Source organism: Candidatus Blochmanniella vafra str. BVAF (assembly GCF_000185985.2).
Taxonomy (GTDB): Bacteria; Pseudomonadota; Gammaproteobacteria; order Enterobacterales; family Enterobacteriaceae; genus Blochmanniella; species Blochmanniella vafra.
This window is the reverse complement of record NC_014909.2, coordinates 297,027-318,250: the sequence shown is the minus strand read 5'-3', so window position 1 is coordinate 318,250 and position 21,224 is coordinate 297,027. Positions and strand designations below refer to the sequence as shown.

17 protein-coding genes are annotated in these 21,224 nt (G+C 27.2%); 4 read left to right on the top strand and 13 right to left on the bottom strand.

What is annotated here, in order from left to right:
• Position 1: 1 nt before the first annotated feature.
• From lpxA to rpsB, 13 genes are all read right to left on the bottom strand, one after another.
• Positions 2–790: an acyl-ACP--UDP-N-acetylglucosamine O-acyltransferase gene (gene lpxA, locus BVAF_RS01410; protein WP_013516609.1), complete on the bottom strand. Its 789-nt coding sequence runs from the start codon at positions 788–790 to the stop codon at positions 2–4.
• On the bottom strand, positions 783–1,232 hold the full coding sequence (fabZ, locus tag BVAF_RS01405) for a 3-hydroxyacyl-ACP dehydratase FabZ (RefSeq protein WP_044026183.1): 450 nt from the start codon (positions 1,230–1,232) through the stop codon (positions 783–785). The genes lpxA and fabZ overlap by 8 nt, the downstream gene beginning before the upstream one ends.
• A gap of 23 nt (positions 1,233–1,255) precedes the next feature.
• Positions 1,256–2,386 carry a UDP-3-O-(3-hydroxymyristoyl)glucosamine N-acyltransferase gene (gene lpxD, locus BVAF_RS01400; RefSeq protein WP_013516607.1) on the bottom strand — a complete coding sequence of 377 codons (1,131 nt, stop codon included), beginning with the start codon at positions 2,384–2,386 and terminating at the stop codon, positions 1,256–1,258.
• 16 nt (positions 2,387–2,402) lie between these two features.
• Positions 2,403–2,903, bottom strand: coding sequence for an OmpH family outer membrane protein (locus tag BVAF_RS01395; RefSeq protein ID WP_013516606.1), 501 nt, complete (start codon positions 2,901–2,903; stop codon positions 2,403–2,405).
• Positions 2,904–2,984: 81 nt separating this feature from the next.
• The gene (bamA, locus tag BVAF_RS01390) at positions 2,985–5,447 is read right to left on the bottom strand and encodes an outer membrane protein assembly factor BamA (RefSeq protein ID WP_044026127.1); all 2,463 of its coding nucleotides are present in this window, start codon (positions 5,445–5,447) and stop codon (positions 2,985–2,987) included.
• Positions 5,448–5,481: 34 nt separating this feature from the next.
• Positions 5,482–6,891: an RIP metalloprotease RseP gene (rseP, locus tag BVAF_RS01385; protein WP_013516604.1), complete on the bottom strand. Its 1,410-nt coding sequence runs from the start codon at positions 6,889–6,891 to the stop codon at positions 5,482–5,484.
• A 17-nt stretch (positions 6,892–6,908) separates the two neighbouring features.
• Positions 6,909–7,790 (bottom strand): phosphatidate cytidylyltransferase, encoded by an 882-nt coding sequence (locus BVAF_RS01380; protein ID WP_013516603.1) that lies wholly within the window; start codon positions 7,788–7,790, stop codon positions 6,909–6,911.
• A 61-nt stretch (positions 7,791–7,851) separates the two neighbouring features.
• The gene (gene uppS / locus BVAF_RS01375; RefSeq protein ID WP_013516602.1) at positions 7,852–8,604 is read right to left on the bottom strand and encodes a polyprenyl diphosphate synthase; all 753 of its coding nucleotides are present in this window, start codon (positions 8,602–8,604) and stop codon (positions 7,852–7,854) included.
• A gap of 192 nt (positions 8,605–8,796) precedes the next feature.
• Positions 8,797–10,023 (bottom strand): 1-deoxy-D-xylulose-5-phosphate reductoisomerase, encoded by a 1,227-nt coding sequence (gene ispC / locus BVAF_RS01370; protein ID WP_013516601.1) that lies wholly within the window; start codon positions 10,021–10,023, stop codon positions 8,797–8,799.
• An 82-nt stretch (positions 10,024–10,105) separates the two neighbouring features.
• On the bottom strand, positions 10,106–10,672 hold the full coding sequence (gene frr / locus BVAF_RS01365; RefSeq protein ID WP_013516600.1) for a ribosome recycling factor: 567 nt from the start codon (positions 10,670–10,672) through the stop codon (positions 10,106–10,108).
• A gap of 94 nt (positions 10,673–10,766) precedes the next feature.
• A complete protein-coding gene (gene pyrH / locus BVAF_RS01360; protein ID WP_013516599.1) occupies positions 10,767–11,495 on the bottom strand; it encodes a UMP kinase in 729 nt (242 codons plus the stop codon).
• 131 nt (positions 11,496–11,626) lie between these two features.
• Complete coding sequence (gene tsf, locus BVAF_RS01355; protein WP_013516598.1) at positions 11,627–12,439, bottom strand: translation elongation factor Ts; 813 nt, start codon at positions 12,437–12,439, stop codon at positions 11,627–11,629.
• 91 nt (positions 12,440–12,530) lie between these two features.
• Positions 12,531–13,232: a 30S ribosomal protein S2 gene (gene rpsB / locus BVAF_RS01350; RefSeq protein WP_044026181.1), complete on the bottom strand. Its 702-nt coding sequence runs from the start codon at positions 13,230–13,232 to the stop codon at positions 12,531–12,533.
• 363 nt (positions 13,233–13,595) lie between these two features.
• Here rpsB and map point away from each other — a divergent pair, with 363 nt between their 5' ends.
• The 4 genes from map to recD all read left to right on the top strand — a co-directional run bounded on the left by map (position 13,596) and on the right by recD (position 21,152).
• A complete protein-coding gene (map, locus tag BVAF_RS01345) occupies positions 13,596–14,405 on the top strand; it encodes a type I methionyl aminopeptidase (RefSeq protein ID WP_013516596.1) in 810 nt (269 codons plus the stop codon).
• Positions 14,406–14,443: 38 nt separating this feature from the next.
• A complete protein-coding gene (gene dapD, locus BVAF_RS01340) occupies positions 14,444–15,265 on the top strand; it encodes a 2,3,4,5-tetrahydropyridine-2,6-dicarboxylate N-succinyltransferase (protein WP_187284233.1) in 822 nt (273 codons plus the stop codon).
• 105 nt (positions 15,266–15,370) lie between these two features.
• Positions 15,371–18,985 (top strand): exodeoxyribonuclease V subunit beta, encoded by a 3,615-nt coding sequence (gene recB, locus BVAF_RS01335; protein WP_013516594.1) that lies wholly within the window; start codon positions 15,371–15,373, stop codon positions 18,983–18,985.
• Positions 18,986–19,214: 229 nt separating this feature from the next.
• Positions 19,215–21,152 carry an exodeoxyribonuclease V subunit alpha gene (gene recD, locus BVAF_RS01330; protein ID WP_013516593.1) on the top strand — a complete coding sequence of 646 codons (1,938 nt, stop codon included), beginning with the start codon at positions 19,215–19,217 and terminating at the stop codon, positions 21,150–21,152.
• The last annotated feature ends 72 nt before the right edge of the window (positions 21,153–21,224 follow it).

Genomic DNA, 21,224 nt, shown 5'->3' with positions numbered 1-21,224 from the left:
TTTAACGAATAATTCCTCGTTGAGAACGGATCAAAAAACTAATGAATGTATTAATGACAGGATATTCCATTGCTAGCAATTTTAAAGCTATTTTTGCTTCTTCAATAGTTTTATTACTACGATATAGAACTTTATAAGCATTTCGAATAGCATGCATAGATCCCCGACTAAATCCCTTTCGTTTTAAGCCTTCAATGTTTAATCCAAAAGGTGTTGCATGATTTCCTTGTGCTATTATAAACGGAGGAATATCTTGAACTACCCCAGAACATCCTCCTATCATAACATGTGAACCAATAAGACAGAATTGATGAATAGCAGTCATCCCTCCTATAACAACATGATCGTCAACTTTTACATGTCCTCCTAATGTTACATTATTAGCCATAATACAATGATTGCCAATGACACAATCATGCGCAATATGAACATTAATCATAAATAAATTACTATTTCCTATTTTAGTAATTTCACCTCCCTGAGTGGTACCTCGATGAATAGTAACACTTTCTCTAATTTGATTAAAATTCCCAATTTCTATTTTAGTAGGTTCTTTAGCATATTTTAAATCTTGGTTAATTTCACCTAAAGACGCAAACTGATAAATTTTATTATCCTCTCCAATTTGAGTCACACCATTTATTACAATATGAGATTTTAATATAGTTCGAGCTCCTATCTCAACTTGAGCACCAACAAAACAAAATGGCCCAATATGCACATTGGCATGAATTTTAGCTCCTTTTTCTATTATAGAAGATGGGTGAATAATGGCTGATGGGTTAATCATCAATTTTAATTTCCTTACGTCTAGCACACATCATTAATGCTTCGCATGCCATTTCTTCATTAACCGTTGCTACTCCTTTAAAACGGGCAATTCCACATCTTTCTTTAATAAATTCAACATTTAATATCATTTGATCACCAGGTTGCACTGGTTTTTTAAAACGTGCTTCATCTATAGCCGCAAAATAATATAATTCCCCAGGTTCTAATTTTCCTGTGCTTTTAAATGCTAAAATTCCTGTAGCTTGAGCCATAGCCTCTAAAATCAAAACTCCAGGAAAAATAGGTTTTCCTGGAAAATGCCCCTGAAAAAAAGGCTCATTAAATGAAACATTTTTTAGTGCTTTTAAAAACTTTCCTTTCTCAAAATTGAGCACACGATCTACTAACAAAAATGGGAAACGATGAGGTAAAAGCCTTAAAACTTCTTCTATAGATAACATACTAGCATCAATAACCAAATTTTTTATTCCTGATTAAAAAGAAAATTTATTAACAAAATCAAACTAGTTGAACTTAAAATAGTAAAAAAATAAATTATTCCCAGAATCCTATAATAATAGGAATAATGTGTTTTTTTTTCTACTTTTTTTATTCGTTTATTTATTTCTCTAATTTTCATAACTAAAGCAGTAGTTCTTTTCCAAGAAAAATTAGGCTGCACAGGCAACCCAGAAGAATACACCCTAGGTTGTGAAATAGATCTAATTACCATACTCATTCCAGTTACTACTGCGTTATCACAAATACTAATATGTCCATTAATTACACTTGCCCCACCAATCATACAATGATTGCCAATAATCACACTACCAGCAATAATTACTCCTCCTGCTATTGCAGTATGCTCACCAATGACTACATTATGAGCAATCTGACATTGATTATCAATAATCACCCCATTTTTTATATGTGTATCATCTAACGCACCTCTATCAATAGTAGTACATGATCCAATTTCTACATAATTTTCAATGTTTACTCGTCCTAATTGAGGAATTTTTATCCATATATTATTCCTCTTAATATATCCAAATCCGTCTGATCCTATTACTGATCCAGATTGTATTCTACAATACTTTCCAATCTCTGATTCGCTATGCACGACAACATTAGAGCATAAACAAGTACCTTCACCAATTTTAACATTTTTGCCTATAAAACAACCAGAACCGATTTTAACCTTATCTTCTACAACCGCACCAGATCGTATAATAACGTTATTTCCAATTTTAACATTTTTGCTTAACACAGCTCGCTTATCTATAACTGATCCTGCTGAAATATGAGAATTAAATTTATCATTAGATTGAGTATGAAAAAAATTAAATATTTTAATATAAGTTAAAATAGGATCTTGAACTACCAATGCGGTAATTGATCGACAAAATTTTAAATTCTCCTTAGATACAATAATAGCAGATGCAGAACAAAATCTTAATTGATTTTTATAACGTAAATCGTTTAAAAAAGTAATATGTCCTGATTGTGCTTTTTTTATAGATGAAACTTGTGTAATGTAAATGTTTCCATTTCCATGAAGTTCAGCACCTATTTTTTTAGCCAATTCAAACAATCGAATTTTATTTAAACACATTAAACATACTACCTATTTAGCCAACTTGTTTAGCAACAGGGTTAGTAATATCTTTAATACGAGAATTAAAATACACCACTGAACTAGTATCAATAACTATGTCATAATTTTCTCTTTTAGCCATATTTTTAACTACTGTAAAAATAATATCAAGAATTTTATCTCTTTCTTCTGTTTGCCTAGAGTGATTATCTTGTTGAAATACTTTAGCTTTATTAGAAAAAAGTTCTCTTTGAGCTATTAATAATTTTTCTAACTTATTTCGATCGATTTCTTTCATTGTAGCTCCATCTCTTTGTAATGTTTGCATTTTAATTTGTAAATCATGTTCCATCATCTCTAATTCTGAAGCTCGATCTTTAAATTCACATTCTAACTTTTTAATACTTTCTGAGCGTTGAGAAGATTGCTGAAATATATGAGCAATATTAACTACTGCTATTTTATTTGAAGCGTCAACATAATTAATTTGAATTAACCAAATCATTATTCCTAATATATACATTTGATTTTTCACTATAAACCTCTCAAATACATTAATATTATTAAATATATTTTTAATATGTTAGATACTTATCTCTGTAAGTTTGATTTTTAATTATAAATTACCGGTTTTACCAATAGTAAATTGAAAAACCTCTTCCATATCTCCTGGATATTTTTGAATTAATTTTGAATAAGAAAAAATTATTGGGCCAATTGGAGATATCCATTTTAAAGATATCCCGCTAGATATACGTATATGACCAAAAATACTATAATCTAAAATACCAGCGTATTGAGTTTTTTGTGTATTTTCCCAATATGTATCCCACACTGTACCTGAATCTATAAATAAAGAAATTCGAGCTACATTGTCATATTTTGTATTATTCATCCATAATATTGGCATAATTAATTCATTTTTTATAAATACTACTGCATTTCCCCCTATAGTATCGTAAGAATTTCTAATTGAGCATTGAGAATAATTTGTATTAGAATTATTACATTGATAATACGCAGCTTTAGGTCCAATACTATTTAATCGAAATCCACGAACAGTGCCTATTCCCCCTATACAAAAATTATCAAAAAATGGACTTTCTGTTTTTTGATTATATAAACTACCAGAATAACCAGTGCATATAGCACTCATTAACACCCAATGCGCTCTATCATCTAATGGATAATAATAACTACTGTTTATCATTAGTTTATAATACTTATTATCAGATCCAGGTAACGTTAATTTACACGTAATAGTTGTATTAGAACCAAACTCAGGAAAAAATATATGATTTAGATTATTAAAAGATTGTCCTAAAATTATCAGAAAATCATTAGCATAAAAATTAATACTATTAATATTAGTCAGGGGATTAACTTGGTCAGTAAGTATTGCAGGATTTTTACCTATTGAGTCTAAATAACGCCATACCGCAACTTGAGGAACTATTTTATTTAAATGATTTGATATATAATTTAATCCTATATTACAAGAAGTACGTTTGTTTAATGGATATAAATAATCAACATTAACTCCATAATTCTTCATATTGTAATTAGATAGATTCATCTTATCAGAAAAAAGATTGTTATAAAACACTTTTCCAGAAATATTGTCTCCCCTAATTTTAGAATACCTTTTTAGCATTAGCATATCAATATAACTCTGACAATAATTTTTTGTTATTGTTACAGAAATAGCATTTCCAGTTCCCAAAAAATTATCTTGATGAATTTCAGATTGAATGTTTAAACCACTTTCCTTGCCTAATCCAATGCTAATATTTAAGTTGCCAGTATTACGTTCCTCAATGTTATAAATTAAGTCAATTTGATTGATTGTATCAGGTACTGGCTCAATACGAGCGTTCACTTCTTTAAAATAACCAAGTCGTCGTAATTGCTCTTGATCCTTCAAAACATGAATATAATTTAAAGGAGATAATTCTGCTTGTCGTACTTCCCTTCTAATAACGGAATCTTCAGTCAAATTATTGCCTTCGCAACATATTTCTCGAACATAAAAACGCTTTCCTACATCAATGTATAAATGCAATTTTACAGTTTTATTTTTTTCATTAAAATCTTGATCGATTAAAATATCAGGCTGAATATATCCGTGTTTTCCAAGTAAATATCGTATATTTTGTCCCATTTGCTCAATTGCACTATTACTATATAATTTTTCAGATGAAATCTGTAAATATCTTTTAATACTAGGAAAATATTTTAATACATTTCCATGTAATATGACAGAATCAAAAAAATACCGAGACCCCTCAAAAATACGCAAATTAATTTCAACTTTCTCTTTATTCATTGATAAATTTGCCAGAGGTTCATCAATATAAAATTTCGCATAACCATGATTTAAATAAAAAGTACGCAATTTTTCTAAACCATAAAAAATTTTTTGTTGGTCATATTCATTATTATACAATGTATTATTCCACCAAGTTTTTTTATATAAATTGCATTGTTCAAATAATTTTTTTTGAGAAAATGATTGATTACCCAAAATGGTAATACTATTAATTTTAGCAGTATTCCCTTCATAAAATACTACTTTTAAATCCACACAATTCTTAGGTAAGATAATGGGGTTAATTTTAACTATAGCATTAAATTTCCCAATACTATGATATATATCTTTAAATTCTTTAAGTGCTTCACAAATAAACGAATTATTTAATGGCTGCCCAACTTTAATTTTTTTCATATCTAATACATGTTGTATCATTTCTGGTTTGATCACTTTGTTTCCATGAAATGTAATCTTATTAATTATAGGATTTTCTGTAACTGTTATCGTTATAACTCCGTCATCTCTAGATATACAAATTTCTTTAAAACAACCAGTAAAAAATAACATTTTTATACTATTAGCAATATCGCTACTTTGGATAACATCCCCAATTTTAAACGACAATTTATGTAATGCAGTATTTAAAGAAACACGTTGCAATCCAATAAAACAAATTTTATTCACCAAAAAATCGGTGCTGTATGTCACATCACTTACAAACAACAAAAGTACTGCCATTACTATTCTTGTTATATTATAGTGTTTCATAATTAAGTATATTATCTATTTCACTATTACCTTACTAAACTATATCGTTATATAAAGCTATTATAGTAATACATATTAGTATTATTAAACTAAGCATATAACTAAAATTTTGTACTTTTTTAGATAATGGAGCCCCTGTTATTTTTTCAATTAATAATAAACATAATTGCCCCCCATCTAACACCGGAAAAGGAAGAAAATTAATAATCCCTAAATTTATACTAATTATAGCTAAAAACATTAAATAATGATGCAATCCTGAATACATTGATTGTCTTGCACCTTGTGCTATTGCTATAGGACCATGCAAATTAGTTATTTTAATATCACCAGAAATCAATTGACGCAATGAATTTACTGTGAAAAAAAATAAATTTTTAGTTTTATTAAAAGCTTTTAAGATAGCATTATGTAATTCATACTTCTGAATTTCTGGATTTTGAGTATTTGCTAAATAATTATTTCTTAAAAAGAAATAATTATTTGTTTTAAAAACATTAGAATCAACTAAATTTTTATTACCTAATATCGCATCTAAATATAGTAAACGTTCATTTCGTTCCACAACTATTTGAAATAGTTTTTCTGCGTTATTTTGTATAGTTTGTGTTAAGAACTCCCAATTATATATTGGTTGTTTATTAATTAATAAAATTTTATCGTTAATTTCTAATAAATTCTGGGAATTAAAACAATATAATTGCGAATCTAAATCATCTGATGTTATGTGTAAAATATCAGGAAAGATACCTAACGCTATTAACGGATCATTAGAATCAATAAGAGATTGACTAAACCAATTAGTCGGTAAATAAATAGTATACGTGTTTAAATGTTCTTTTTTATCGCTCGTTACTTGAATAGTGAATAAAATTTTTTTTTTATTTATATTATTTAGAATTTCAAAACGTGCTGATTCCCAATCAGAAACTTTAATATTATTTACAGACTTAATTTCTGATTTCACTGGTATCCCTGACTGATCAAAAATAGAATTAGGCAAAATATAATTAATGATAGGTTTATTAATGGGTATTCCTATACTATAAGTTATAGTATAAATTAATATAGCAAAAATAAAATTAAAAATAGGACCGGCAGCGATTATAATGCTACGTTTCCAAATATGTTGGGAATGAAATGAGTTTCCTTCATTAGTAATTTTTTGTGCAACAAGATTACGAGATTTTTCAAAAATTGAATTAGAAGGTGTATCAAGTAATTTTATATAACCTCCTAATGGAATTGCAGATATAGTATATTCAGTTCCATTTGAACATGTCCAACTCCATAATACAGGCCCAAACCCAATAGATAAGCGTTCTACTTTGACTTGAAAAAATCGTGCTGCTAAAAAATGTCCGAACTCATGAACTGTAATCAATATACCTATTGTAATAACAAAAGCAACCGTATTCCAAAAAAAATGTGTTAAATTAATCATAATTACTACCCCATATCTTACGTTGAAATAATATTGATATGTGTGAATAATAATAAAAAAACAATAAAACTAGGAACTGCAGCAAGCAAACTATCTATTCTATCTAACATGCCTCCATGGCCAGGTACTAAATTACTAACATCTTTGATACCAGATGCCCGTTTAAACATACTCTCGGTCAAATCACCTATTATAGAAAAAAAAATAGTACCTATAAAACAAATAAAAATTATATACAAACAATTATAATCAATGTTTTCCATTATATAGTGACATAATAACCAAGCTATTCCTGTAGAAGTTAATATTCCTCCAACACATCCTTCCCAAGTTTTGTTAGGAGATACACATTGCAATAATTTATACTTTCCTATTGTTCGACCAATGATATACGCACTAGAATCGTTAATCCAAACTAATACTAAAATATATAATAACCACCATTTCCCATTGATATTATGATGAAAAAAATCAAATCCATATAATATTAATACTCCTAAAAAGAAAGGTAGAATCATAAATATTCCAAATAAAAAACGTAATATATTAAATTTATCCCAATATATAGAAAAATAAGGATAAAATACTACTATACAAAACATAAACATCCACCACACCATAATAAAACTGAAAAAAATAAATAAAATAAACCAATAATGATCAAGATATGAATAATTTGATATAATTACAGTCATAGTAATATATAATAAACTGCACATCATACACATCCATATACAGTATATTTTAAAGGAAAAATTCATTAGTTTTCCCCATTCCCATGCACTAATTGCACACATGGTAAATAATAGTAATGAAAATTGTATTTTAGAAGAAAAAAACAATAGATAAATAACAACAGGAATCAATACAAACGTACTAATTATACGGCTACGTAACACACTACACACTCCTTATCGTACGTGTGATTTTAAAAGATTATTTGTGCTATGAATTAAAAAATTACATAAAAGTGCTTTTTCCAAAACGCCTATCCCGTTGCATGAAAGCATGCAAAGCACTTTTAAAAACAACATCATTAAAATCAGGCCATAATATATCCGTAAAAAATAACTCAGCATATGCTATTTGCCACAATAAAAAATTACTAATACGACGTTCACCTCCGGTTCTAATCACTAAATCTACTGGAACCATATCATTCATACAAATATATTGACATAATAAATCTTCATTAATTAGATTTGGATCTAAAATACCTTTCTTCACCTGCACAGCAATTTTTTTTACTCCTTGAAGAATATCCCATCTTCCCCCATAATTTACAGCAATATTTAAATTAAGACCATCATTATCAGCCGTTAATCGTTCAGCGTTAAATATACTATTTTGCAATGCTTTATTAAATCTACTTATATCTCCAATAATTTTCAGTTTAATATTATTTTTATGCAGATTATAAATCTCATTATCTAACGCATATGCAAATAATTGCATCAAAGAATCTATTTCTGAATCAGGACGTTTCCAATTCTCACTACTAAAAGCATACAATGTAAGTGCATCAAATTGATAATTAACAGCAAAACGCACTGCCTGACGAGCAGCTTGAAATCCTGCTTGATGCCCTATAATACGTAATCTTCCTCTAATTCTAGCCCATCGACCATTACCATCCATAATAATGGCAACATGCTTTGGTAATAAATTATAAGAAAAATATTTTAAATTATCTTTATGTTGATATGATATCACATTTATGTATTTTCCAAATTAAAAGCGTTTAACTATAGATAAATACATTGAACTTAAATAATAACATTTACATATACCTATCATACCAAACAATGATACGATACATAATAGTTCTCTCATATTTTACTAAATAATATAAAATATGAACTTGCATTCAATTAATATAAAATATTATGTGATCGATTTATTATACTATAATATATTATTCATTATATATTGTATTGTGATTTCCTTGGCTCGTTGATCAATGTATAATACATCATCTATGGCATTAGGTTCATTTAGATGTAATATATTCAATATATGATCAATAATGTTTGGTATATCAGTAAAAGAAATCATCTTTTTTAAAAATGATTCTACGGCAATCTCGTTTGCTGCATTTAAAATAATCATCGCAGACTGACTGTGATTACTTGCATCAATAGCTAATTTTATACAAGGATAATTTAAACTATTTAATTCATCACAATATAATTTATTATAAAAACATGTATTATATGCATCATTATTAAATTCTTTAGAAGATAAATGATGCAACGCAATTCTATTAGGATAAGCCATAGCATATGAAATAGGAATTGTCATATCAGGCAAAGATAAATGAGCTAAAATACTACCATCAATGTAATGTACCATAGAATGTATAATAGACTGAGGGTGTAATAATATTTGTATTTCATTAGGATTGGCATTAAACAAATATCGTGCTTCTATATATTCAAGTCCCTTATTCATCATAGTTGCAGAATCTACTGAAATTTTACGACCCATTACCCAATTAGGATGAACACAAGCCTGCTCTGGGGTTATCATAGATAATTGTTCTGTAGACATTCCTAAAAACGCACCTCCAGAAGCTGTCAACACAATACGCGAAATACCGTATTCAGACAGTGAAGATAACTGTCCTATTTTTTTTTGGCAAATTTCCGGTAAACTTTGAAAAACTGCATTATGCTCACTATCTACAGGTATAATTCTAGCATTGTACTTACAAACTTCTTGCATAAAAAACTGTCCACTGACAACTAATGTTTCTTTATTTGCCAATAAAATTTTCTTTCCAGCTCTTATAGCAGAGAAAGTAGGCGTCAACCCAGCTATACCAACTATCGCAGACATCACCATATCTACATCATTAAGCTCAGCTAAAGCGCATGCTTCTTTCATCCCAGATAATACTTGAATATTACTTTTACCAGCTATACGCAAATTATTTTTCAAACTTTTTGCAGAATTTTCGCATATCATACACACATACTGAGGAGATAACATTAAACACTGCTCTGTCATGATAGTAACATTATTGTTGGCTATTAAAGCACGTGCAGCAAACTTATCTTTGTGCTGCTGAATCACAGCAACAGTTTTTTGCCCAATGGATCCGGTACTACCTAAAATTGTTAAATATTCCATATATATCAAAATTTTTTTTATTTAAAAAAACAAAAACACTTAATACAAATAATTACTTCGTATTTAAAAAATACGATGTAATTTAAAACATCATTAACTCTAGTTCTTTTTCTTTTAATATCATATTAATTTGATTAACCCAAAAATTAGTTAAATTTTGAATTTCATTTTGACGGTGATACTCATCATCTACATTAATCTCCTTTTTTTTAAGAAAAACTTTTATCTTATCATTAGCAATACGACGTATATTTCTTAAGGATATTTTACTTTTTTCTGATTCAATTCTCATCATTTTTATCAAAGTTCGACGTCTATCTTCAGTTAATATAGGTAAAGTTATTCGAATAACATTCCCATGAGCGATAGGAGTAAATCCTAAATTTGCAGTTAAAATAGCCTTTTCTATGGTTTTAATCATAGAAGCATCGAAAACAGTAATAGCTAATGTTCGTGGTTTCTCTACCACAGAATTTGTTAGTTGAGATAAGGGAATAACAGATCCATAGTATTCCACTGTAATAAAATTTAACATATTTGGAGAAACATGGCCTACATGAATTTTATTTACATTTATTTTGAAACTATCAATACATTTTTTCATCTGTTCTTTTAAATCTGCCTGAATTTCACAAATTTCATTAATCACTGCTGATATACTCCATTAAACATAATAATAAAAAAAATAATTAATCATCTATTATAAATAGATATATTATATATATACATTAATTGTATTACTACTATTCAGTAATTAAAGTTCCTTCTCTACATCCCATTACTATTCTTTTTAATGCACCTACTTTATTAATATTAAATATATGTATCGGAAGATTGTGATCTCTAGCTAATGTAAATGCTGTTAAATCCATGATTTTTAATTCACGTTTTAATACATCCTGATAACTTAATTGTTTATATAAAATAGCATTATTAGGATGTTGTTCAGGATCGTCAGAAAAAACACCATCAACTTTAGTAGCCTTAAGTATTGCATCTGCTTCAATCTCAATTCCTCGTAAACAAGCAGCTGAATCAGTCGTAAAAAACGGATTTCCAGTACCTGCTCCAAAAATTACCACTCTATTATTAGACAATAAATTAATTGCTTTCATCCAATTATAATGATCGCATACTCCTTGTAACGGAATAGCTGACATCAATTGAGAATCTACATACACACTATTTAAAGAATTGTGTATAGCTAATCCATTTATAATTGTCGATAACATTCCAATATGATCACTAATAACCTTATGTATACCAGATTTCACTAAATTAATACCTCTAAAAAAATTTCCACCACCTATCACAATTCCTATTTGTACTCCTATATTTATTAATTCTTTAATTTCTAGAGCCATTCGATTTAATATAATAAAATCTATCCCAAAGTTTTTAGTACCTTGCAAAGCTTCTCCGCTTATTTTAATCATAATACGTCGATACACTGGACTCATATGACTGATCATTAAATATGTTCCTTGTAAAATACTAGTATAGTAATGTAATAATTAATTGATTAATCACCATAACTTATATATATTCCGTATTTTATGCACATAAAACTTATATATACTATGATATGCCAATCAATTAAAAACTAATTATCGTATCCTATTTCAAATCGAATAAAATTTTTAATTTTAATATGATTTTCATCTAATATACTGCCAACAGTTCTATTCATTTCCATAATAAAATTTTGTTTTGTTAATACAATTTGATTCATAAATTTATTTATACGTCCCTGAGTAATTTTTTCTGCAATTTTTAGTGACTTACCAGATTTTATAGCTAAATTCATTTGAGTACGATATTCTTTGAGCATAATCTCTTCAGGAACATCATTTTCATAAATATATTTAGGACTACTAGCTGCAATATGCATGGCGATATTCTTGGCAACAAGTATATTAATTGTTTTTTCAAAAATGATATCTACTATGACACCAATTTTAGCATTATGTACATAAGAACACAAAAAGTCACCTGTTAATACAATAAACTTATTAATTTCAATATTTTCACCAACAGTATTCATTAAAACACAACGCTGATTTTCAAATCTAGTTTTTAAAATATTAATATTTATAATTGATTCACTCAAAGCAGTATTAATAACAGTATTAGTAAATTCCTGAAATAGACTATTTCGAGCCACAAAATCAGTTTCACAATTTATTTCTATCATTAATCCTATTTGTTTATTAGATGAAATCTTTGAAACAATTAATCCTGACACAGTTAATCGATTTGATTTAATTGAATCAATTTTTAATCCAGACTTTTTAATATTATCGATAGCTAATTCAACATCACCATTTGATTCTTCTAGTGCTTGCTTACATTTCATAATACTGACATTAGTACGCCTGCGTAACTCTTTAATAAGATCGCTATTTATAATATTCATTTTTATTTCCTACAAATTATATTAAATACAAACATATAAAATACAACCTAATTAATATAATATATAAATCATAAATCACACATATATATATTTAATTTTCAACCAATTCTTTATTAAAATTATCTGGATATATAACATTAGATACGATATTTAAATATAAATTAATAGCACGAGTTGCATCATCATTCCCTGGAATAATAAAATCCACACCATCTGGATTAGAATCAGTATCAACTATTGCAAAAACTGGAATCCCTAAGCTATTTGCTTCTTTTATAGCAATATGTTCATGTATCGCTCCTACTGTAAAAATTGCATCTGGTAGTCCTCCCATATTTTTAATTCCTCCCAAACTATTTTCCAAACCACGTAATTCATGTTTTAAAATTAAAACTTCTTTCTTAGTTAATTTTTGAAAAGTTCCATCTTGAGATTGATTTTCTAATTCTTTCAATCGTTTTATTGATTGACGGACAGTCTTCCAATTAGTTAACATACCTCCCAACCAACGATGATTCACAAAAAACTGACCGCAAATCAGTGCAGTACTTTTTATAGATTCTCGAGCTGCACGTTTAGTTCCCACAAACAAAATTTTACCTTTTAGTGTAGTAATTTTTTTTAGTTCAACTAAAGCTTTATTGAACATTAATATAGTTTTATCTAAGTCAATAATATGTATTTTGTTCTGTACTCCAAAAATAAAAGGTTTCATTTTTGGATTCCAATAACGAGTTTGATGCCCAAAGTGCACTCCAGCTTGTAACATTTCACGAATAGAAAGTTTTTTCATCATATACATGTCCCATTTAATTCTATTAAAATATTTATACTATATTATTAGTATATTTTTAATTATATATAAATAAAAATATACATATATTATGTTATACTTATTATGAATATATTAAATTAAAATTATATAATATAACCCCGCGTTTTAATAAAATTAACGCGCATACTCAATATACCCGTGTTTTTAATAAAGGCAATAATGTATATCATCACAACGATATGTTGCATTAATTTTATTAATTGAAATTATTATGTTATTATTGTTTTATAATAATAAAAAATTTTGGGGTAATTTATAACACCATATTAACCTCGAATTATTTTTTAAACATATTAATTTAAAATTTTATATACATAACTTATGAATATTGCTGTTAACACTCCTAAAGATATAGAAAAGATGAGAGTAGCTGGCCGTTTAGCGGCAGAAGTATTAGAAATGATTGAGCCATATGTCCTGCCAGGGATTAGTACAGAAAAATTAAATAATATTTGTCACGATTATATTACTAAGGTGCAAAAAGCTATTGCTGCTCCTCTTGGATATCATGGATTTCCAAAATCTATCTGCACATCCATTAATGATGTAGTTTGTCATGGAATCCCTCATTGCTCACAAAAACTTAAAGACGGGGATATTATCAATATAGATGTCACTATTATTAAACAAGGGTTTCATGCTGATACTTCAAAAATGTTTACGGTAGGTACTTCAACACAACTAGGTAACTGTTTATGTCAAGTAACTCAAACAAGTTTATACAAGGCTATAAATATAATTCGACCAGGGATTAGATTAAAAATGATTGGAAAAACCATTCAAAACATTGTTAACAAGAAAAACTTTTCTATAGTTAGGGAATATTGTGGACACGGCATTGGAAAGCTATTTCATGAACCTCCTCATGTTCTTAATTATGATGCAGATGATGGTGGTGTAATATTAAAATCAGGAATGATATTCACTATAGAGCCTATGGTAAATGCAGGAAAGCGTCATGTTTATACTGAATCAGATGGATGGACAGTAAAAACACAAGATCATAGTTTATCTGCTCAATATGAACATACTATTCTTATTACTAAAACTGGATGTGAGATTTTAACAAAACGAACTAATGAAACCCTTCCCAATTATTTATTCTCTACTCATAGCGAACACGCACAATAATCAATAATATAATTATAAGGACTATGAATACAAAAAATATATCAAATTTAAAAAAAATTATTGAAAATGCTTTTTTAAAAAAGGAAGACATATTACAACACAATATTGATTCCATTTTAAACAATGCTATACAAGAAATAATTCATAATTTAGATAATGGAATTTTTCGTATCTCTGAAAAACTTAACAATAAGTGGATTACTCATCAATGGTTAAAAAAAGCAATTATTTTATTTTTTAAAATTACAGGTAATAAATTAATGACATGGGGCAATGCTCATTTTTTTGATAAATGTCCAACAAAATTTGAAACATGGAACGAAACAGATTTTCAAAAAAATAAGATAAGAATAGTTCCTCCTGCCACCGTACGATACGGAGCATATATATCTCATAATACAATCATTATGCCTTCTTACATAAATATTGGGGCATACATTGATACAGGAACAATGATTGATACTTGGGCTACCATAGGCTCCTGTGCCCAAATAGGGAAATATACTCATATATCTGGAGGAGCAGGTATTGGAGGGGTGTTAGAACCTATCCAAAACAATCCAACTATTATTGAAGATAACTGTTTTATTGGAGCTAGATCTGAAATAGTAGAAGGAGTCATTGTAGAAGAAGGGTCTGTAATTTCTATGGGAGTATTTATTGGCCAAAGTACTAAAATATATGATCGAAATACTGAACAAATTTATTATGGACGTGTTCCGGCTGGCTCAGTAGTAATTCCTGGAAGTATTCCATCTTTAGATAATAAAATTAATACATATTGCGCCATAATAATAAAACAAGTAGATTCTAAAACAAAAAATAAAACTCAAATTAACGATTTATTACGTGAATTATAATAACTATCTACATAATTATATGTATCTGATGTAATTATGGATTTATCTATATCTTCTATCTTTTTTATATACTGTGCTTCACTATATAAATAGTAACATAATTTTATGCAAGACTTAAACATATTCCATTTACCCTTAAACAAAATTAGATTAATTGAAGCATCCGCTGGAACTGGTAAAACATATAGTTTAATAATACTCTATCTTAGATTATTGTTAAACTTACATAGCAATCAATCAATTTATTCAACTCCATTGACAGTCAAAGAAATTCTTGTTGTAACCTTTACTAACAGTGCAGCATACGATTTACGCAAACGAATCAAAGAAAGCATTCAACAATTTCGATGGGATTGTATGAATAAATATAGTAATAATTATATATTTTCTAAATTATTGTTACAAATACGTAATATAGATCTTGCTATTACCCTATTATTTAAAGCAGAAAAAGAAATATATGAAGCATCAATCTTTACCATTCATGGCTTTTGTCAAAAAATTTTAACAGAAAATACCCTAGAATTAAATATTCCATTTCATACATCCATTATAGAAGATGAATTAACGCTATATCGTCAAATATGTTTCGATTTTTGGAGACGTCATTTTTATGAATTACCATTGAATATAACTAGTTTTATTCAAGAATTTTGGAATAATCCAGAAGAATTATTACAAAATTTACGTCCATATATTGGGTATCATAACAATTCTAAAATTCAAAACCCTAAATTTTTTAATCAACTAAATAAGTATATTTCTGAATTTTATAATCAAATACTTTTTGATATTAATAATATTAAAAAACAATGGGTAAAAACTACAAATAATTTAACTAAAATTATTAATAACATGCCAAATTTTAATCGTAAAATATACAACAAAAAAAATTTGGCACAATGGATTAATATAATTAATCAATGGTGCGAACAACCCACTCTTAATCACGTGACACCCAACGCCCTTAAACGTTTTCGATTATCCATATTGAATTCTAGTAATAACCTCAACGAGGTTAACGTTTTTTCTTTATTTAATTCAATAGATCAACTATTTCAAAAATTCACATCATTTAAATTTATAATATTAAATTCGGCTCTTAAAGATATTCAAAATAATTTGAATGTCCTTATTTATTCTAAATCTCAAATAACCTTCAATAATATTATAACAATTTTATTAAAAAATGGAATTGAAAATACACAAAACAATTTAACTAAAAAAATACTCAAATATTATCCAATTACAATAATTGATGAATTTCAAGACACCGACTTTAGTCAATATAAAATATTTCATAAATTATATTCTCATTCTTTAAAAAATGGATTGATTTTACTAGGAGATCCTAAACAAGCTATCTATGGATTTCGAGGAGCTGATATATTTACGTATATGAAAATACGACAAAATCTGTCTTATAAATATCATCTAAATATTAATTGGCGGTCATCACCTGGTATGGTAAATGCTATCAATCACTTATTTCAATCAACTACTAATCCTTTTAAATTTAAAGATATCTCATTTATTCCAACACAAGCTGCCTATAAAAATAATAGACATAAACTTATGATACATAACATACCACAATCAGCTATGTGTTTTTGGTTATACTTAGATAAATGTGTTACTAAAAATAGTTATAAAACAATCATGGCACAAGAATGTGCTATAACTTTAAAAAAATTAATACAAAATATAAATGATAAAAAAATTTGGCTCAAAACCAATACTGATAAAAAAACTCTTCAAACCTCAGATATTACCATTTTAGTTAGAAATCATTTAGAAGCTTCCTTAATTCGACTGGAATTATTAAAAATTAATATATCTACCATATTTTTATCTAACCGAAACAATATTTTTAACACTATAGAAGCGTATGAATTACTATTATTACTACGAGCTATTTTATTTCCAAAACAAGAAACAATTTATCCCGCACTTGCAACTATTTTTTTTGGATTAAACGCAATGCAAATTGTAAACGTTTATAATAATACATTAAAATGGGATCAAATAATTAACGAATTTTCTAAATATTACTTTATTTGGAAAAATAATAGTATACTTTCTATGATTCAAAAAATAATTTTTTATTACAAAATTCCGAAAAAATTACTATCTACACCATCGGGAAAATATAATCTAATTAATATTTTGCATTTGGGGGAATTATTAAATAATATTTCCACACAATTTAATAATGAATACGAATTAATAATATGGTTAGAACTAAAAATAAATCAGCCTTTAAATCAATATAAAAAAGAATCTATGGATTATATGGTACGGTCTAACAGGGATGATCACAATTGTATAAAAATTAGCACTATACATAAATCTAAAGGCTTAGAGTTTCCATTAACATTTTTACCATTTGCAGCAACAAGCTTTAATGCCAAGGCACAAAACACTTATATTACTCATTTCAAATATCAATTAAATTTAAAACAACATAATCTACTACACTCTGACTTTGACTTGTTAAATGAAGAACATTTATCAGAAAATTTAAGATTATTATATGTCGCTATAACACGTAGTATTTATCATTGTTCTATAGGTATAGCACCAATTGTGCGTAATCGTAGCCAAAACTCATTCAATGAATTAACTGATTTTCATCGCAGCGCTTTAGGATACTTAATTCAAAATAATACACCCAATACTTTAAAATCGATAAAGCAATACTTACAACAACTCAGTATACGTTCTAATAAAGATATTACTTTTCGCATCATTTCGAAAAAAAACCAACAATATACATCTAACACAACAACAAAATTTGTTAAAAAACCCCAACTACATTTACTTTCTAAGATATGGCAACCCTCATGTATGCAAATACGTAACAACTCACGACAAATAACAAGTTATAGTAATTTAAAATTTATTAACAATAAGGTTGCTGTTAATGTTTCTAAATTATCAAATTTTAATCTTGAAGAATTATATCAAATTAATTTAAATTCTAAGTTTACAAAAGAATCTTCTAAATTAAATTTATTAACAACCCATACATTTCCCAAGGGGCAAATATATGGTACTTTTTTTCATAATCTTCTCAAAGTTATAATTTTTAAACAAACTATAGATATGCAATGGTTAAAAATCCAAATGGAACGATATAATGTTCATTTAAATTGGAAAACGTTAATTCATCAATGGATTTATACTATTAAACATACTCCAATTAATCATCATAATTTAACTCTTTCTAAAATTCGTTCCTCGAACATACAAACTGAAATGAAATTTAGCTTATCTATCAAAAATTGTTTAACAGCACAAAAATTAGATTCTCTATGCAAATTCTATGACGAATTATCCTCAAAAACTGCATGTATTACTTTTCCAGACATCCTTGGAATGTTACAAGGCTTTATTGATGTAGTATTTTATTGGAATAAAAAATACTATTTATTAGATTATAAAACTAATTGGTTAGGATCAAATAATTTTTATTATAACTACTCTTCTATGCAAGCAGCTATGATTAAATATCGTTATGAATTACAGTATCAACTTTATACCATAGCCATACACAGGTTTTTAAAACATAAAATAGTCTCATATAATTATGAAAAAGATTTTGGAGGGATTTATTACTTATTTATAAGAGGTATGAATGGTATCTCACATAAAAATGGCATTTTCTTTCATCGACCATCCTGGGATTTCATACACAAATTAAATAATCTTATTTCTTAATATGAAATTAACTGATATTAATCTCTATAAATAATATTAAAAATTAAACCAATTATTTATTATTGAATATCATTATATATTAATATATATACTATTACAATCAACCTACAACTATATATTCATCAATATACAATACATAAAATAAGTGCAATAATATTTAAACTAAGATATTAACTCATAATATCTTTAGAATGCTATGCATGAAAATATATAACCACTAAATATAAATATGAAAAATTTATCTAAACAAAAATCACCGGTAAAACTCTGGAATCCTTTAGATTTGCAATTCGCTAAAATACTAATCACTTCGGTATTTAATTCTAAAACTCATCACATTAATAACATTACAAATATAGAAAAAACTGTACTACTATTAGCTAGCACATATTTAAGTGCTTATGTTAGATTAGGGCATACATGTCTACCTATACATATACTGACTTCTGATAAACTACACCAACACTACTACCCCCCCCTACTACTATCAAATTTTAAAATTTTACAAGAAATAAAAAAACTATCAATAGATGATTGGCAAGAAATTTTATTATCTTTATCTGCAGTAGGAAATGGGTCGTATACTTCTCCTTTAGTTTTAGATAATAACCATTTATATTTATATCGAATATGGCAAGATGAATGCACAATAGCTAAGTTTTTTAATTCTTCTTATAATCATTTTAATCGATACCCGAGTACCAAAATAATACATATTATTCAACAATTATTTCCTGAAACTTCTTCGAAACAAGTAAATTGGCACAAAATAGCTACTATCCTTAGTTTTATACATTCTAGAGTATTAATCTCTGGAGGTCCTGGAACTGGAAAAACGTCAACTATAGCAAAAATAATTACAGCACTATTATTATATGATCATAATCTACGTATAAAAATGATTGCCCCAACAGGAAAATCAGCAAGCATTTTAACTTACTCCTGTAATAATAAATTAAATAATTTTAATCAACTCAATGGCTTTTTCAAATATAAATTAGAATTAAAAGCTACTACTGTGCATAGTGTAATTGAGCATTTTTTTATACAACAAAAAACCCTCACAAATTATTCAAACACTTTAGATATAGATTATTTAATTATTGATGAATCTTCTATGTTAAGTGTATCTATGTTATCTCAATTAATTAAAATTTTACCCATACATGTAACAGTTATTTTTTCAGGAGATCATCATCAATTATATTCAATAGAACCTGGATCTATTTTTAGAGATGTATGTCAATTTTCTAATTTTCAATATTCTATAAAACGGCAGAAAGAATTGATACAATTAACTCAATATCCTGATAATATTTTCAGCAATGCTAATTTGAATAGTGCTAAAAATTGTTTTTATAATAATATTTCTGATGGAATATGTATATTAAATCAAAATTATAGATTTAATAAAAATTCAGGAATTGGCCAATTATCGTCTGCTATAAATTTAGGCGATTATACACGAACACTCTCTATCCTTAATTCTAAAAAATATACTGATTTATCTTATATACATCTAAAAAATGAAAAAGATTACATAACGATGATTAAAAGATGCTCTAATAAATATTATCATTACCTCAAAAATTTACAATACAAAAAAATATTTTCAATAAACACTTTGAAAATATTTGATCAATATCGAATATTATGTGCATTCAAACATGGTATATTTGGAGTAATAAAATTAAACTATTTTATCGAGCAAACCCTTACTCAATGCGGATTGATAACTTTAAATAAATCAAACAATTATATAGGAAGACCAATAATTATATTGCATAACGAGCCATCTTTAGAATTATGTAATGGAGATACGGGAATTCTATTACCTGATGCTCAAAACCATTTGTCTGCTTATTTTCTCTTACCGAACAATGAAATTAAAATCATAAAAATAAATCAATTACCAGCCCACGAAACATGTTTTGCTATGACCATACATAAAGCCCAAGGCTCTTCATTTTTAAATACCGATATTATATTGCCTAATGAACATTCCACAATATTAACAAGAGAATTACTATATACTGCTGTTACTAGAGCTCAACTAAAACTTACTCTATATGCAACAGATAACGTATTAATACGCACTGTTAGTGCTGCTACTCAACGCTACAGCGGATTATTTAATAGAATAAAAAAGGCATGCATACATTACTAATATATAAGATCAGTAAATGATATTATAAACAGACTCATCAAATCACTATTGTATTAATAATACTAAAGATTC